The sequence below is a fragment of the Martinezella paranaensis genome, assembly GCF_014200235.1.
GTDB classification, from domain to species: Bacteria; Pseudomonadota; Alphaproteobacteria; order Rhizobiales; family Rhizobiaceae; genus Rhizobium; species Rhizobium paranaense.
Genome location: NZ_JACHBI010000007.1, coordinates 174,135 through 190,316, shown reverse-complemented (window position 1 = coordinate 190,316; position 16,182 = coordinate 174,135). Strand labels below are relative to the sequence as shown.

Sequence of the window (16,182 nt, the reverse complement as noted above, 5' to 3'; positions counted from 1 at the left end):
ATCCCTGAAGGCAACGGGAAGAGTGCGCATGTTAGTAAGACAACATGAGCACTCTGGCAAACCTGCAGGAAAAGCTTGTCGCCGCCATTGACGACGACCATGCCGTGCCGCGCGAACGGCCGGTCGAAGACGTGTCTCTCATCGCTGCCGATCCCATCGAGATTTCGCCGGCTAACATTCCGGAGGTGCCGCAGCCCGCGTTTCCCCAATGGTTGCAGCGTCATTGGTTGAATGGCAGCGGCTTGATTGCCGGCGTGGCGTTCCTGTCGGTTGGCTATGTCGGCGGCCCGCTGGCGCTTGCTGCTTTGCTGGGCCTGATAGCGCTGGCGATCGTTGCTTCCGGCGTCGTCTTCCGCAGGCGAAATGCTACCCGCAAGGTCATCGTGGATACGCCGACGCTCAGCGAAAACGACCACGACCGCCTCTGGGAGAGCAACGAAAGCACCAGCCTGCTCGCCACCATCCACGATGCGCTTGGCGATATCACCGTGACACGCGACATCGAACGCCGCATCGTCCATGGCAATGCGACCTTCCGCAAACTGATCGGCAAGTCGAACCCGGAGGGTTTGACGCTGGAAGAAGCGGGTCTCGTCTTCCGCGCTGTCGCAGCTTCGCAGCGTCAAGACGCCGAGATTTCCACGCCGGAAGGCCCGCGCATCTTCGCCTGGCACGATGTCATGTTCCGCGATCCCGCCACCGGACAGTTGAGAATCCAGAGCGTCGCCCGCGACGTCACCGAAGAACGCCAGGCCGCGCGTCTCCGCGAGGAGGCACGGCTGAAGGCGGAATATAACAGCGCCGCCAAATCACGGCTGCTCGCCACCGTCAGCCATGAGATCCGCACGCCTCTGTCGGGAATTCTCGGCATGAACCACCTGCTTGCCCAGACGCCGCTGACCCTGGAGCAGGCCAATTACCTGACCGGCATCCGCCAATCCGGCAATGCCCTGGTGCAGCTCGTCGAAGACCTACTGGATTTCTCGACGATCGAAGTCGGCCGCTTCCAGCTCCGGCCGCGCGCCGAACATCTGAGGCCGCTGCTGGAAGGCGTTGTCGAGATGCTCGCCCACCGCGCCCATGAAAAGGGCATCGAGATCGCCGCGACCGTCGCGGCGGATGTTCCTGAAACCATGGAGTTCGATCCCGCTCGCCTCCGCCAGGTGTTGTTCAATGTCATCGGCAATGCCGTGAAGTTCACGCAGACAGGCGGCGTCCTGATCCGCGCCGGCCACGATGGCGACGATCTCGTGATATCGGTCAGGGATAGCGGCCCGGGAATGACCGAGGAGGAGCAGGCACGCATCTTCGGCGAGTTCGAACAGGCGGGCAACATGTTGGACAGAAGCGCCGGCACGGGTCTGGGGCTTGCCATCTCCGCCCGCATCCTGCGCGAGTTCGGCGGCAAGTTGAGCGTTTCCAGCATGCGGGGTGAGGGCAGCGAATTCACGGTCCGCTTTCCGGCTTCGGTCGTCGCTGGAGAGAACGAACAGGCTAGGCGCGACGAGCTGCTCAAAGGCTCCCGCGTCCTGCTGCTGGCGCCGGAAGGTGCCGCAAGCACGGCGATTGCCGACACTATCCGCACCCTTGGTGGCCGCTGCCGCCTGATCGGTCCCACTGATGTGGAAAACCTGGCGCGGTCCGTCCCCAAAGACGGAGGCATGTCGCTGACGGATCTCATCGTCGATCACCGTATGGCGCCATGGTATTTCCGCGAAGGGACCGAACTTGCCGCGTCCGGCCTCAGAAAGATCTTTCTGGTCAATCCGGAGGAGCGCAACACGCATCCGCTCGATCTCTTCGATGCGTGGCTCATCCGGCCGCTGCGCGAACAATCGCTCATCGACGTGCTGAGCGGCCGCATGCGCGGCATGGAGAAGCGGGATGTACTGAGTAGCCCGCCCGAAATCGGTATCGTGACGCCGGAGGCGGCGGATGCCTCCCTCAACGTTCTCCTGGGCGAGGACGATCCTGTCAATGCCATGCTGGTGCGCGCCATGCTCGCCAAAGCCGGCCACAGGGTTCGCCTCGTCGAGGATTTCGAGAACTTGCTCGCCCGTGCCGAAAACAGCGAGAACCGCCCGGATGTCGTCGTCACTGACCTCACCATGCCCGGCGGCGAAGGGGCAGCGATGCTCGCGCAACTGAGGGCGCTGGAGCGTCGATACGGTCTTTCGCCGCTGCCCGTGATCGTGCTGACCGCCGACAGCCGCGATGCCATTCGACGCCAGGCCCTGCTTTCCGGCGCCGATGCCGTCATCGTCAAGCCGGTCGATCCCGATCGTTTGATCGCAGAGGTGCAAGGCCTGTCGAAGCAGGCTTTGGGACGCGCTTAGAGCAATTCCAGGAAAAGTCCGCAGCGGTTTTCCGTCCGGAATTGCAAAAAACAAAGAGATAGAGCGGTTCTAAGCTGAACCGCTCTAGATTGAAAACATACCTCCGAATCGTGATTCGGTCCCATCCGCCTGCGCGATGACGAACGTGTCGAAAAGCCGCTTCGCAGCTTTTAAGAGTACCCCCTGGGATACAAGGGCTTCATCCAAATTCGGTGATTGGAACAGGCACGCTTCTTGCTTTTCGCAACGCACCATGTCACTTTCCTGTCGCACGAATTTGCTTTATGGCGGCTATATCAACCCGTAGAGGGGGAGTCGCCATGTCCATCGAAATTTTGAATCGCGAAGCTCAGGGCGAAATGGTTCAGTCTTCAAAGGCAACGGTTGAGCCGGTTGCCAGCGATGTGCTCGGACGCATCGGAAATCTAGAAACGCGCCTTGCTCGCACGGCGCGGGAAATTGATGCTGCCCAGGCGGTGCGCTATCGCGTCTTCGTTGAGGAGATGAATGCGCAACTGCCGGCCGATGCAATGCGTCGCCAGCGCGATATCGATAGCTGGGATTCGATCTGCGACCATCTGCTGGTTCTCGACCGCTCGCTGGAAGGTGATTCGGAAGACCAGATCGTCGGCACCTATCGTCTGCTGCGCCAGGACGTGGCGATGGCGAATGGCGGTTTCTATTCCTCTTCGGAATTCGACATCGACACCCTGCTCGCCCGTCATCCTGAAAAGCGCTTCATGGAACTCGGTCGTTCCTGCGTGCTGCCGGAATACCGCACCAAGCGCACGGTCGAACTGCTGTGGCAGGGCAATTGGGCCTATTCCCTGAAACACGGCATGAACGCCATGTTCGGCTGCGCTTCTTTCCCCGGCATTCGTCCGGAGCAACATGCGCTGGCTCTGTCCTTCCTCTACCACAACGTCATTGCCAAGGACGAATGGGCCGTTAGCGCGCTGCCGTCGCTTGCCCGCACCATGGACCTGATGCCCGTCGAGGCGGTCAATTCCAAGAAGGCGCTGATGTCGCTGCCGCCGCTGATCAAGGGTTACCTGCGCCTCGGCGCCATGGTCGGCTCCACCGCCGTCGTCGATCATGCCTTCAATACGACGGACGTCCTGATCGTCTTGCCGATCGCCAGCATTTCGGACCGCTACGTCAATTATTACGGTGCTGACGCCGGTCGGTTCGCGAGCTGATCGTCGCAAGCCGGACTGATTCGGCCTCGGCCATCCCCAAAGCAATTCCAGGAAAAGTGCGGAGCGTTTTTCCGTCCGGAATGCGCAAAAACAAAGGGATAGAGCGGTTTAGCGATTCCGTGAAACGCTAAACCGCTCTAGGGAATCGCAAAAATATCGATCTCATCCGTAATGCCGCGAAGCGAGACGTGGTGGGTTTGCGGTTTCAAACCATGTGTCGTCAGCAATTCCGTGGCGCGTGGATTGTCGAGTACGGAACCGGTGGCGAATATCTCGTGTGAGTTCGCGAGATGTTGCACGCGAGAAGCGATGTTGACGGTCTGCCCGAAATAGTCCTGGCGCTCGTTCAGGCTGACCGCGATGCACGGTCCCTCGTGGATGCCAATCTTGAGAAGAAGATCGTCGTTGCCGCGCTCCTTGTTGAGACTGACCATTGCTTCGCGCATCCGCATGGCGGCGACCAATGCCCGGTCCGGCGTTGGAAACGTCGCCATTACCGCATCGCCGATGGTTTTGACGACCGCACCCGCCTCTGCGCCGACGATCTCATGCAGGATGCTGAAATGGGTTCTCACCAGATCGAAAGCGGCAAGGTCGCCAACCCTTTCATATAGGGCCGTCGAACCGCGCAAATCGGTGAACAGGAAGGTGAGACTGGTGATCTTCAACCGCTGGTCCACGTCGATCGTGTCCGTGCGGTGGATGTCGCGGAAGGTTTGGTTCGAAAGCAGTCGCTTGGCGGTCAGGAATGGACGCCGTTGCCCCAGCAGGCCGTGCAGCACGTCGTTGGCCACGCAGATCGATGGCAATGTGCGGACTTCGGTGTGGTTCTCCATGAGAATACGCAGGGGGCCGGGTCGTAAGATCATGGGTTCGCTATGCCGGTGCATGCGATCGAACACGAGCGAGATGGTCTGCCGCTCCTTCGATGGTTCGCCTTTCACGTCCAGGAAGAGTGCCGCATGCGTCACCGGCTCGAAGATGATGACGTACTCCGCCGGCAACTGAAGCGATACGACAGCCTTTTCCCCGGCAGGCAATTCCAGCGCCTCCAGAATGAATTGGTCGACCGTCGCCTCGTACCCCTCTTCGGGAAGGTCGACGCCCGAGCCCCAATAAATCTGGCGAAAATATTCGAGGGCTGGCAATTCATGCGGATTGTGAGCCTCGATATGGCGCACGCGCGGACTGACGGTGAAGGTAACTTCGACCATCTCGTCGAGGGTCGGCTCATAGCCGGCAGCGCAAAGCGCGCAGCTATAGGTGTCGCTCTGAACGGTCTTCAGCGAGGTATTGGCATCCAGCACTCCACCGCAACCGGGGCACAGAACATTCCACGAGATTTCGAAGAGGCCGAGGCGAGATGCATGCAGGAAGGCGTTGATGGTCTGCTCTTCGTCGAAGCCGTGCTCGGCTGCAAAGGCAAGCGCGTTCACCCGGTTGAGCTTGCGATCGGACGCGTCAAGGACGAGCCGCTCGATGGCGTCGACGATATCCGGCCGCGCTGAATGGCGCAGCACTTCAAATAGCTGGGCTTCACTCATTGGCGCATCTTACACCAAATCGAAACCGCAGCCATTGGTCTTCTTGTCGCCTCGGTTTGTCACCGAGGTTACGGGACACCCCCTCACCCTACCCTCTCCCTGAGGGGAGAGGGTGAGATCGAGTTTGCTGGTAGTTCTCGCTCAAACACTGCATTGGATGAAGCGAAAGCTTGCCGTCCCCACTGAAACCACTCTCTCCCCCCCGGGGAGAGGGCAGGGTGAGGGGCTCCAGCAAAGTGTCCCCTCTTAACCGGCTCCATAGGCGGCAATTGCCGCCATGTTGACGATATCAGAATCCTTGGCCCCCATCGAGGTGATCTGCACCGGCTTGTCGAGGCCGACGAGCAGCGGGCCGATAACGGTGGAGCCGCCGAGTTCCTGCAGCATTTTCGTCGAAATCGAGGCCGAGTGGAAGGCGGGCATGACCAGCACGTTGGCTGGACCGGAGAGACGCGAGAAGGGATACTGGGTCTCGATGATCTTGCGGTTCAGCGCCACATCGGCGGCCATTTCGCCGTCGAATTCGAAATTGACATAGCGCTTGTCGAGAATGTTCACCGCCTCGCGCACGCGCTCGGATCGTTCGCCCGGGGGATGGCCGAAAGTGGAGTAGGCGAGCATGGCAACGCGTGGTTCATAGCCCATGCGCCGCGCGAAACCAGCCGCTTCCTCAGCGATATCGGCCAGTTCCTCCGACGTCGGCATGTCATGAACGGCGGTATCGGCGACGATGACGGTGCGCCCGCGGGCAAGCACCAGCGACGCACCGATAACTCGGTGCCCCGGCTTGGCGTCGATGCAGCGGCGCACGTCGCCGAGCGCGGTCGAATAGTTGCGCGTCACCCCCGTCACCATACCATCGGCATCGCCGAGCGCCACCATGCAGGCGGCGAAATGGTTGCGGTCGTTGTGGATCAGGCGGGTCACATCGCGGTGCAAATAGCCTTTGCGCTGCAGCCGGGCATAGAGATAGTCGATATAGGCCTCGACACGCTTGGAAATGCGGGCGTTGACGATCTCGAGGCCCGGCCGGCTGAGGTCGATCCCGGCGCGTTCGGCCGTGGCATGGAGCAGATCCTCGCGGCCAAGCAGGATGGCGGTGCCGAGTCCCTGGTTGGCGTAGGACAAGGCGGCGCGCATGACCTGCTCTTCCTCGGCTTCGGCAAAGACGATGCGCTTCGGATGCCGACGCACACGTTCGTAGAGTTGCGCCAGCGTAGAGGCGATCGGGTCGCGCCGGGCTGAGAGTTCGCGGGCATAGGCGGCCATGTCCGGGATCGGGCGGCGGGCGACGCCGCTTTCGATCGCCGCTTGCGCAACGGCAACCGGGATCGCCGAGATCAGGCGCGGATCGAAGGGCACGGGAATGATGTATTGCGCCCCGAAGCGCGGCCGCGCGCCCTGATAGGCGGCGACAACATCGTCCGGCACGTCTTCGCGTGCCAGGCTGGCAAGAGCCTTGACGGCAGCGATCTTCATTTCATCGTTGATCGTCGAAGCCCGCACATCGAGCGCGCCGCGGAAGATATAAGGGAAGCCGAGGACGTTGTTCACCTGGTTCGGATAGTCGGAGCGCCCGGTCGCCATGATGGCGTCGTCGCGGATGCGGGCGACTTCCTCCGGCGTGATTTCCGGATCGGGATTGGCCATGGCGAAGATGATAGGCCTGTCCGCCATGGAGCGGATCATCTCTTCGGAGAAGGCGCCCTTCTGCGAGAGGCCGAAAACCACGTCGGCGCCCTTCATCGCTTCGGCTAGCGTGCGCTTGTCGGTTTTGACGGCATGTGCCGACTTCCACTGGTTCATGCCTTCGCTGCGGCCCTGGTAGATCACGCCCTTGGTGTCGCAGAGCACGATGTTCTCAGGATTGAAACCCATTGCCTTGATCAGCTCGACGCAGGCGATCGCGGCAGCACCGGCGCCGTTGCAGACGAGCTTGGCGGTCTTGAGGTCGCGGCCGGTCAATTCCAGCGCATTGATCAGCCCGGCGGCGGCGATGATCGCGGTGCCGTGCTGGTCGTCGTGGAAGACGGGGATGTCCATCAGCTCGCGCAGGCGCTGCTCGATGATGAAACAGTCGGGCGCCTTGATGTCCTCGAGATTGATGCCGCCGAAAGAGGGGCCGAGATAACGGACGCAGTTGATGAATTCGTCGACATTTTCGGTGTCGATTTCGAGGTCGATCGAATCGACGTCGGCAAAGCGCTTGAAGAGAACGGACTTGCCTTCCATGACCGGCTTCGAGGCCAGTGCACCGAGATTGCCAAGGCCGAGAATGGCCGTGCCGTTGGAGATGACCGCCACCATGTTGCCGCGCGACGTATAGTCGTAAGCCGTCTGCGGATCGGCGGCGATCGCCTTCACAGGAACGGCGACGCCGGGCGAATAGGCGAGCGAAAGATCGCGCTGTGTTGCCATCGGCTTGGTCGGATTGATTTCGAGCTTGCCGGGGCGGCCATGCTTGTGGAAGTCGAGCGCTTCCTGATCGGTAATCCCCGTTCCCGAACGCGACGTGCTGTTGGTGTCAGGCATTGTTCCTCCAAACCTCCTGTGGGCGACCGGTCCCTCTTGCCCGATAGCTGTTGTCTTCTATAGCGGCGCGCGGGTAGGGTGGCACCTCATTTTTTGGGAAAAACTGCACCTCCGTGAACGAACGAATAATTGCCAGCATCGACGCTTTCTCGGCTACCGAGCTTGCCTCGGAGGAAAGCCGCGCTTCGGCCACGCCGATGATGGAGCAATATATCGAGATCAAGGCGAACAATCCCGGTTCGCTGCTGTTCTATCGCATGGGCGATTTCTACGAGCTGTTCTTCGAGGATGCCGTCGATGCGTCGCGCGCTCTCGGCATTACGCTCACCAAGCGCGGCCAGCATATGGGCCAGGATATTCCGATGTGCGGCGTGCCGGTGCATGCCGCCGACGACTATCTGCAGAAGCTGATTTCGCTGGGTTTCCGCGTCGCGGTCTGCGAACAGGTGGAAGACCCGGCGGAGGCGAAGAAGCGCGGCGGCAAGTCGGTTGTTCGGCGCGATGTCGTCCGCCTGGTGACGCCGGGCACCATCACAGAAGAAAAGCTGCTCTCGCCCTCGGAATCCAACTATCTGATGGCGCTCGCCCGCATTCGCGGCGGCTCTGAGCCGCAACTGGCGCTTGCCTGGATCGATATTTCGACCGGCGTTTTCCGTCTGGCCGAGACGGAGCCTTCGCGGCTGCTCGCCGATATCCTGCGCATCGATCCGCGCGAGCTGATTCTCCCAGATACGATATTCCACGATCCCGAGCTGAAGCCGGTCTTCGACGTGCTCGGCCGTACGGCGGTGCCGCAGCCGGCCGTGCTTTTCGACAGTGCCAGCGCCGAAGGGCGTATCACGCGGTACTTCGAAGTCTCGACACTCGATGGTTTCGGTTCGTTCACGCGCGCCGAGCTTGCCGCCGCGGCCGCGGCCATTGCCTATGTGGAGAAGACGCAGATCGCCGAGCGGCCGCCGCTTGGCCTGCCGGAGCGCGAAAGCGGCGCCTCGACATTGTTCATCGATCCCGCCACCCGCGCCAATCTCGAACTGGTGCGCACGCTTTCCGGCGATCGCAACGGCTCGCTCTTGCGAGCGATCGACAGGACAGTGACCGGCGGCGGTGCGCGTCTGCTGGCCGAGCGGTTGATGTCGCCGTTGACCGCTCCGGGGCGTATCAACGAACGGCTGGATTCGATCGGCTTCCTTGCCGAAGAGCCCTCGCTTTGCAGCGATCTCAGGACGGCGCTGAAACACGTACCGGATATGCCGCGCGCCCTGTCTCGCCTAGCGCTCGACCGCGGTGGCCCGCGCGATCTCTGGGCGATCCGCCAAGGCCTCGGTTCCGCCGCCGGTGTTGCCGATCTGCTTGGGGCCGCCTTGCTTCCCGCCGAACTGGGAGCGGCCCTTGCCGGGCTCCGCGCATTGCCCGCCGATCTCGAAGCGCTGCTCGCCGGCATGCTCGCCGACGAATTGCCGCTGTTGAAGCGCGACGGCGGGTTCCTGCGGGAAAGGGCGAATGCCGAGCTGGACGAAGTCCGCGCGCTGCGCGACCAGTCGCGCCGGGTCATTGCCGGGTTGCAACTGCAATATGCCGAGGAAACCGGCATCAAATCGCTGAAGATCAAGCACAACAACGTGCTCGGCTACTTCATCGAGGTCACGGCCGGCAATGCCGGGCCGATGACGGAGACTGCCGAAGCCAAGGCGCGTTTCATCCACCGCCAGACCATGGCGAATGCCATGCGCTTCACCACGACAGAGCTTGCCGATCTCGAAAGCCGCATCGCCAATGCCGCCGACAAGGCGCTCGCGATCGAGTTGGCGGCCTTCGACCGCATGGTCGCAGCCGTCGTCGCCGAGGCGGAGGCGATCAAGGCCGGCGCCCGTGCGCTATCGGTGATCGACGTCGCGGCCGGGCTGGCATTGCTTGCCGAGGAACAGGCCTATTGCCGGCCGCTGGTCGATGACTCCAGGATGTTTGCGATTGGTGGCGGCCGCCATCCCGTCGTCGAGCAGGCATTGCGCCGGCAGGCGGGTGGCCCCTTCGTCGCCAACAATTGCGACCTGTCGCCGACGGCGGACGGCAAGGACGGCGCGATCTGGCTGCTGACCGGCCCGAACATGGGCGGTAAATCGACCTTCCTGCGCCAGAACGCGCTGATTGCCGTGCTTGCACAGATGGGGTCGTTTGTGCCCGCTGCCTCTGCCCATATCGGCATTGTCGACCGGCTGTTCTCGCGCGTCGGCGCTTCGGACGATCTGGCGCGCGGCCGCTCCACCTTCATGGTCGAGATGGTCGAGACGGCGGCGATCCTCAACCAGGCGACGGACCGGTCGTTGGTCATCCTCGATGAAATCGGCCGTGGTACTGCGACTTTCGACGGTCTCTCCATCGCCTGGGCGGCGGTCGAGCACCTGCATGAGGCCAACAGGTGCCGGGGTCTCTTCGCCACCCATTTCCATGAGCTGACGGTGTTGTCGGAAAAGCTTGGCCGGCTCTCGAATGCGACGATGCGTGTCAAGGAGTGGGATGGTGACGTGATCTTCCTGCACGAGGTCGGACCGGGCGCGGCCGATCGCTCCTACGGCATCCAGGTGGCGCGGCTCGCCGGCCTGCCGGCTTCGGTGGTGGCGCGCGCCCGCGACGTTCTGACGCGCCTGGAAGATGCCGACCGCAAAAACCCTGCGAGCCAACTGATCGACGACCTGCCGCTCTTCCAGGTCGCGGTTCGCCGCGAGGAAGTGGCTGGCCGGCGCGGGCCGTCCAAGGTAGAGGAGGCGCTGAAGGCGCTCGATCTTGACGATTTGACGCCGCGTGCGGCTCTCGACGCACTTTACGAACTGAAGAAGACCCTGAACAAGGCCGGCTGATAACAGGCGATTTCCAAGGATAATCCGATGCATATCGAACATCTTCTCGCCGAGGTCCGCATTCTCGCCGAACGTTTTTCTCCGATCGCCGCTCGCGGCAAGATCTGTGGCGAGGGTGACGCGCCGGACTGCGAATCCGATCGCGGACTTCTGAATATAGCCCTGTCCTGCAGCCGGATTTCCGACATCAGCTCGAGGATCGCCAAGGCCGGCTATTGGGAGTGCGAGCGGGAAATGTTGATGCAGATCGGCGCCCAATCGCGAAATATATTATATAGCATCAACGAACTCAGACGGTCGCTTGAGCTGCCGCAGCCCTAAAACTGCCGATTTCTGCATCGACAGCCGTCGCCCTTCGTCAACGTTGACCGATAGAACTCCCGGAGCCGCTCACCCGGGAAATTTGGTCTAGGCTGAATTATGCGGATTCGGGCGTAGAATGCCTGTGTCAATCGCCGGGCAAAGAGGCTATAGCGCATGCAGACGAAAAGACAGGCGCGCCGGCAATGGGCCGCGGTCAATGAACAGGATCCCGGTCGGCCGAGCATGGTAAAGCATGAGATCGATTTTTCCGTCATTCTCGACGTTTCTGCGCTGAGGGCGGAATGCGAGACCCTCGCCAAGCGTCATGAGGACAAGAAGGATGAGCGCTCCGCCCTTCTCGCCTTGTTGAAGAAGGCGAGCCAGGAGGGCCGCGAAAAGGCGCGCCGTCTGCTTTCGGAAGACGGCAGCGGGCTCGAATGCGCGTACCGCATTTCCTGGCTGCAGGACCAGATCATCACCGTTCTCTATGACTTCACGGTCCACCACGTCCATCCGAAGCAGAAGGGCAACTTCGCGATCACCGCTGTCGGCGGCTATGGCCGAGACACATTGGCGCCCGGCTCGGACATCGACCTTCTGTTCCTCTTCCAGCCGAAGCCGGAGGACGAGACGCACAAGGCGGTCGAATTCATTCTCTATATGCTCTGGGACATGGGCTTCAAGGTCGGCCACGCCACCCGCACCGTCGAAGAATGCATGCGCCAGGCAAAGTCCGACATGACGGTGCGCACCGCCATCCTCGAAACGCGCTATATCTGCGGCAGCGAACCCTTGGCGGGTGAACTGGAAACGCGTTTCGACAAGGAAATCGTCACCAACACGGGCCCGGAATTCATCGCCGCCAAGCTTGCCGAGCGCGACGAACGTCATCGCAAAGCCGGCGATACCCGCTATCTGGTCGAGCCGAACGTCAAGGAAGGCAAGGGCGGTCTGCGTGACCTGCATACGCTCTTCTGGATCTCGAAATATTATTATCACGTCCGTGATCCCGCCGATCTGGTGAAGCTCGGCGTGCTCTCGAAGCAGGAATACCGTCTTTTCCAGAAGTCCGAGGATTTCCTCTGGGCGGTGCGCTGCCACATGCACTTCCTGACCGGCAAGGCGGAGGAGCGGCTCTCCTTCGACATCCAGCGCGAGATTGCCGAGGCGCTTGGCTATCACGCCCGTCCCGGTCTTTCCGCCGTCGAGCGCTTCATGAAGCACTACTTCCTCGTTGCCAAGGATGTCGGCGATCTCACCCGTATCCTCTGCGCAGCGCTTGAGGACCAGCAGGCCAAGGCGACGCCGGGCCTGACCGGCGTCCTCAGCCGCTTCACCCACCGTTCACGCAAGATTCCTGGGACGCTCGAATTCGTCGAGGATCGCGGCCGCATCGCGCTTGCCAATCCCGATGTTTTCAAGCGCGATCCGGTAAGCCTGATCCGGCTGTTCTTCGTTGCCGATATCAATGGGCTGGAGTTTCATCCCGACGCGTTGAAGCGCGTCACCCGTTCGCTGGGGCTGATCGACAACGACCTGCGCGAAAACGAGGAGGCGAACCGTCTTTTCCTGGCGATCCTTACCTCGAAGCGCGATCCGGCGCTGATCCTGCGTCGTATGAACGAGGCCGGCGTGCTCGGCCGGTTCATTCCGGAATTCGGCAAGATCGTCTCGATGATGCAGTTCAACATGTATCATCACTACACGGTCGATGAGCACCTGATCCGCGCCGTCGACGTGCTTTCAGAGATCGACAAGGGCAAGGCGGAAGATACCCATCCGCTGACCAACAAGCTGATGCCGAATATCGAGGACCGCGACGCGCTTTATGTCGCCGTTCTGCTGCACGACATCGCCAAGGGCCGCGAGGAAGATCACTCCGAGGCCGGCGCCAAGGTGGCGCGCAAGCTTTGCCCGCGTTTCGGCCTGACGCCGAAGCAGACGGAGCTGGTCGTCTGGTTGATTGCGGAGCATCTGACCATGTCGATGGTCGCCCAGACTCGCGACCTGACCGACCGCAAGACCATCATCGATTTTGCCGACCGGGTGCAGTCGCTCGACCGGCTGAAGATGCTGCTGATCCTGACGGTATGCGACATTCGCGCCGTTGGCCCCGGTGTATGGAACGGCTGGAAGGGCCAGCTTCTGCGCACGCTTTACTACGAGACCGAACTACTGCTCGCCGGCGGTTTCTCGGAAGTGTCGCGCAAGGAGCGGGCTGAAGAGGCCGCCAAAGCGCTCGAAAAGGCGCTGGGAGACTGGAGCCAGAAAGACCGCAAGGCCTATGTCAAGCTGCACTACCAGCCCTATCTCCTCTCGGTGCCGTTAGAAGATCAGATCCGCCATACGCAATTCATTCGCCAGACCGACAAATCCGGCCAGGTGCTCGCGACCATGGTGCGCACCGACAGTTTCCACGCCATCACCGAAATCACCGTGCTCTCGCCGGACCATCCGCGCCTCCTGACGGTTATCGCCGGCGCCTGTGCTGCCGCGGGCGCCAATATTGCCGATGCGCAGATTTTCACGACGTCCGACGGTCGTGCGCTCGACACGATCCATGTCAGCCGCGAATTCCCCGACGATGCGGACGAGCTGCGGCGTGCCGGCACCATCGGCAAGATGATCGAGGACGTGCTTGCCGGCCGCAAGCGCCTGCCGGAAGTCATCGCCACCCGCACCAAGAATCGCCGCAAAAACAAGGCTTTCGTCATCCCGCCATCGGTGACGATCTCCAACAGCCTGTCGAACAAGTTCACCGTCATTGAAGTGGAATGCCTCGACCGCCCCGGCCTCCTGTCGGAAATCACTGCGGTCCTTTCGGACCTGTCGCTCGACATCCAGTCGGCGCGCATCACCACCTTCGGCGAAAAAGTCATCGATAGCTTCTACGTGACCGATCTCGTCGGACAGAAAATCTCCAACGAAAACAAACGAGCCAATATCACCGCGCGTCTGAAGGCCGTGATGGCCGGCGAGGAGGATGAGGTGCGTGAGCGCATGCCGTCCGGCATCATCGCGCCCGCCGCCACGCGTTCCTCCGCCGTTGAAAAGCTCGATACTGAAACTGAAAAGAAAGCCGGTTCAGCCGCATGAGCCTCGTCAAGAAATTCATCACCGTCGGCGGCGCGACGCTCGGCAGCCGCGTCTTCGGGTTCGCACGCGAAACGCTGATGGCCGCCGCCCTCGGCACGGGGCCAATGGCCGACGTGTTCTATGCTGCCTTCCGCTTTCCGAATCTCTTCCGCCGCCTCTTCGCCGAGGGCGCCTTCAACGCCGCCTTCGTGCCGCTCTTCGCCAAGGAGATCGAGGCGAACGGCATCGAGGGTGCCAAGCGCTTTTCCGAAGAAGTCTTCGGCGTTCTCTTCTCGGTCCTGCTGCTGATCACCATCGTCATGGAACTGGGCATGCCGCTCCTGGTGCGTTGGGTCATCGCGCCTGGTTTCGCCGACGATGCCGAGAAATTCGACCTGACGGTCCGGCTGGCCGCCGTGATGTTCCCCTATCTCATGTCGATGTCGCTGACGGCGATGATGAGCGGCATGCTGAATTCGCTGCATCATTTCTTCGCCGCCGCCGTGGCTCCGATCTTCCTCAACCTGGTGATGATCAGCGCGCTGTTCTACGCGATCTATTTCGGCGCCGATCCGCTGGCCACCGCCTGGTACCTGTCCTGGTCGGTGCTGGTGGCAGGCGTGCTGCAACTGGCCGTCGTCTATATCGGCGTGCGCCATGCCGGCATCAATATCGGCCTGCGCTTTCCGCGCTTCACGCCCAATGTCAAGCGGCTCCTGCTTCTCGCCATCCCTGCGGCCATCACCGGCGGCGTCACCCAGATCAATCTGGTAATCGGCCAGGCGATCGCCTCGGGCAAGGAAGGCGCGATCGCCGCCCTGCAATATGCAGACCGCATCTACCAGCTACCGCTCGGCGTCGTCGGCGTCGCGGTCGGAATCGTGCTTCTGCCGGAACTGGCCCGTTCGCTGAAGTCAGGCCATATCAAGGAAGCCGCCAATATCCAGAACCGCTCGATCGAATTCGTGCTGTTCCTGACCCTGCCGGCCGCTGTCGCCCTCTGGCTTCTCTCCGACGATATCATCCGCGTGCTTTACGAGCGTGGCGCCTTTAACGCGAACAATACAACGCTGGTCGGCTCCATCCTCGCCATCTTCGGCCTGGGCCTGCCGGCTTTCGTGCTGATCAAGGCGCTGCAACCCGGCTTTTATGCCCGCGAAGATACCAAATCGCCGATGCGCTACACGGCGGTCGCCGTCTTCGTCAATTCGGCGCTGTCCATCCTACTTTTCCCGGTGCTGGCTGAACGCGGCATTGCGCTCGCCGAGGCGGTTGCCGGATGGCTGAACGCTGTGCAGCTCTTCGTCGTGCTCTATCGCCGCGGACATCTCGCCTGGGAATGGTCGCTGGCACGCCGTACCGTCATGCTGCTCGTCTCCTCCGCCGTCATGGGCGGCGTCATCATATATTTGTCGCATCGCTGGGAGCCGCTTTTGGGGTCCGGCTCGACGCTGCTCATCAAGACCGGCGTCCTGGGCTTGCTCATATTGATTGCGATGGTGGTGTATTTCGTTGTCGCCTTCCTGATCGGCGGCGTGGATTTGGGCATGATCCGCCGCAACATCAACCGCAAGCCGCCAGCTCCTGCGCCGGACGCAAAAGCGGTGAATGGGGAGTAAGCAAGTTCCTTCGCCCCGCAATGCGGGGAGAAGGTGGCTTGGAGCGATCGAACGAAGTGAGATTGCGAGAAGTCGGATGAGGGGCCTTCACCGATGCCCCCGCAAAGTTAAAAGTATGCAGGCGCCGCCATTTTAACGGCTGGCCAAGATAGTCTGCCAGCGCCGAACTTTTGTGCATGGCCCCTCACCCTAACCCTCTCCCCGCAAGCGGGGCGAGGGGACGATTTTGGCAAATGCGGAGTTCTCCCATGCCCCAATCCCTCTTCCTGATCACCCTCGTCGTCGACAATTACGATCGCGCCAAGGCCTTCTATTGCGATTGCCTCGGCTTCGATTGCCTGCAGGACGAGGTGCAGCCGGAGGGCAAGCGCTGGGTCGTCATCAGGCCGAAGGGCGGCGAGGGGGCAGCGTTGTTGCTCGCGCAAGCAGCCGACGACAAGCAGTGTGCAGCGATCGGCAACCAGACCGGCGGCCGTGTCGGCTTCTTCCTCAAGACCGACGATTTCGCCCGTGACCATGCGGCGATGATTGCCAAGGGCGTACGGTTTCTGGAGCAGCCCCGCCATGAGGTCTATGGCACGGTGGCGGTCTTCGCCGATCCCTATGGCAACACCTGGGACCTGATCCAGCATTCTTCCTGAGACTCCGCCAGATATCCTCTTGATCCCCGCCTGCCCGCCGTGCATAAGCCGCTCGAAACCAAGGGTCGAGCGCGAGCT

At 61.7% G+C, this 16,182-nt stretch carries 9 protein-coding genes; 7 read left to right on the top strand and 2 right to left on the bottom strand.

Annotated elements, in window-relative coordinates:
- The first annotated feature begins 44 nt into the window (after positions 1-44).
- A complete protein-coding gene (locus GGD50_RS18540; protein ID WP_107106808.1) occupies positions 45-2,336 on the top strand; it encodes a hybrid sensor histidine kinase/response regulator in 2,292 nt (763 codons plus the stop codon).
- Between the two features lie 320 nt (positions 2,337-2,656).
- Positions 2,657-3,535, top strand: a complete 879-nt coding sequence (gene olsB, locus GGD50_RS18535; protein ID WP_107106809.1) for a l-ornithine N(alpha)-acyltransferase — start codon at positions 2,657-2,659, stop codon at positions 3,533-3,535.
- Between the two features lie 137 nt (positions 3,536-3,672).
- On the opposite strand, the gene GGD50_RS18530 is transcribed toward olsB, so the two are convergent.
- Together GGD50_RS18530 and GGD50_RS18525 are read right to left on the bottom strand one after the other, a co-directional pair.
- The gene (locus tag GGD50_RS18530) at positions 3,673-5,079 is read right to left on the bottom strand and encodes an adenylate/guanylate cyclase domain-containing protein (RefSeq protein ID WP_107106810.1); all 1,407 of its coding nucleotides are present in this window, start codon (positions 5,077-5,079) and stop codon (positions 3,673-3,675) included.
- 246 nt (positions 5,080-5,325) lie between these two features.
- Complete coding sequence (locus GGD50_RS18525; protein ID WP_107106811.1) at positions 5,326-7,611, bottom strand: NADP-dependent malic enzyme; 2,286 nt, start codon at positions 7,609-7,611, stop codon at positions 5,326-5,328.
- Positions 7,612-7,808: 197 nt separating this feature from the next.
- Here GGD50_RS18525 and mutS point away from each other — a divergent pair, with 197 nt between their 5' ends.
- From mutS to GGD50_RS18500, 5 genes are all read left to right on the top strand, one after another.
- Positions 7,809-10,466 carry a DNA mismatch repair protein MutS gene (gene mutS, locus GGD50_RS18520; protein WP_210318900.1) on the top strand — a complete coding sequence of 886 codons (2,658 nt, stop codon included), beginning with the start codon at positions 7,809-7,811 and terminating at the stop codon, positions 10,464-10,466.
- A gap of 27 nt (positions 10,467-10,493) precedes the next feature.
- A complete protein-coding gene (locus GGD50_RS18515) occupies positions 10,494-10,787 on the top strand; it encodes a hypothetical protein (protein WP_107106813.1) in 294 nt (97 codons plus the stop codon).
- A gap of 156 nt (positions 10,788-10,943) precedes the next feature.
- Complete coding sequence (locus tag GGD50_RS18510) at positions 10,944-13,865, top strand: [protein-PII] uridylyltransferase (protein ID WP_107106814.1); 2,922 nt, start codon at positions 10,944-10,946, stop codon at positions 13,863-13,865.
- Complete coding sequence (gene murJ, locus GGD50_RS18505; RefSeq protein ID WP_107106815.1) at positions 13,862-15,463, top strand: murein biosynthesis integral membrane protein MurJ; 1,602 nt, start codon at positions 13,862-13,864, stop codon at positions 15,461-15,463. Before GGD50_RS18510 ends, murJ begins: the two co-directional genes overlap by 4 nt.
- 248 nt (positions 15,464-15,711) lie before the next feature.
- Entirely contained in the window at positions 15,712-16,104 is a 393-nt protein-coding gene (locus tag GGD50_RS18500) for a VOC family protein (protein WP_107106816.1), read from the top strand.
- Positions 16,105-16,182 lie beyond the last annotated feature (78 nt).

Excerpts from the sequence above, each read along its gene's own strand:
- GGD50_RS18525 (WP_107106811.1), bottom strand. The coding sequence starts at position 7,611 with ATGCCTGACACCAACAGCACGTCGCGTTCGGGAACGGGGATTACCGAT.
- murJ (WP_107106815.1), top strand. The coding sequence starts at position 13,862 with ATGAGCCTCGTCAAGAAATTCATCACCGTCGGCGGCGCGACGCTCGGC.
- GGD50_RS18510 (WP_107106814.1), top strand. The coding sequence starts at position 10,944 with ATGCAGACGAAAAGACAGGCGCGCCGGCAATGGGCCGCGGTCAATGAA.
- GGD50_RS18500 (WP_107106816.1), top strand. The coding sequence starts at position 15,712 with ATGCCCCAATCCCTCTTCCTGATCACCCTCGTCGTCGACAATTACGAT.
- mutS (WP_210318900.1), top strand. The coding sequence starts at position 7,809 with ATGATGGAGCAATATATCGAGATCAAGGCGAACAATCCCGGTTCGCTG.
- GGD50_RS18540 (WP_107106808.1), top strand. The coding sequence starts at position 45 with ATGAGCACTCTGGCAAACCTGCAGGAAAAGCTTGTCGCCGCCATTGAC.
- olsB (WP_107106809.1), top strand. The coding sequence starts at position 2,657 with ATGTCCATCGAAATTTTGAATCGCGAAGCTCAGGGCGAAATGGTTCAG.
- GGD50_RS18530 (WP_107106810.1), bottom strand. The coding sequence starts at position 5,079 with ATGAGTGAAGCCCAGCTATTTGAAGTGCTGCGCCATTCAGCGCGGCCG.
- GGD50_RS18515 (WP_107106813.1), top strand. The coding sequence starts at position 10,494 with ATGCATATCGAACATCTTCTCGCCGAGGTCCGCATTCTCGCCGAACGT.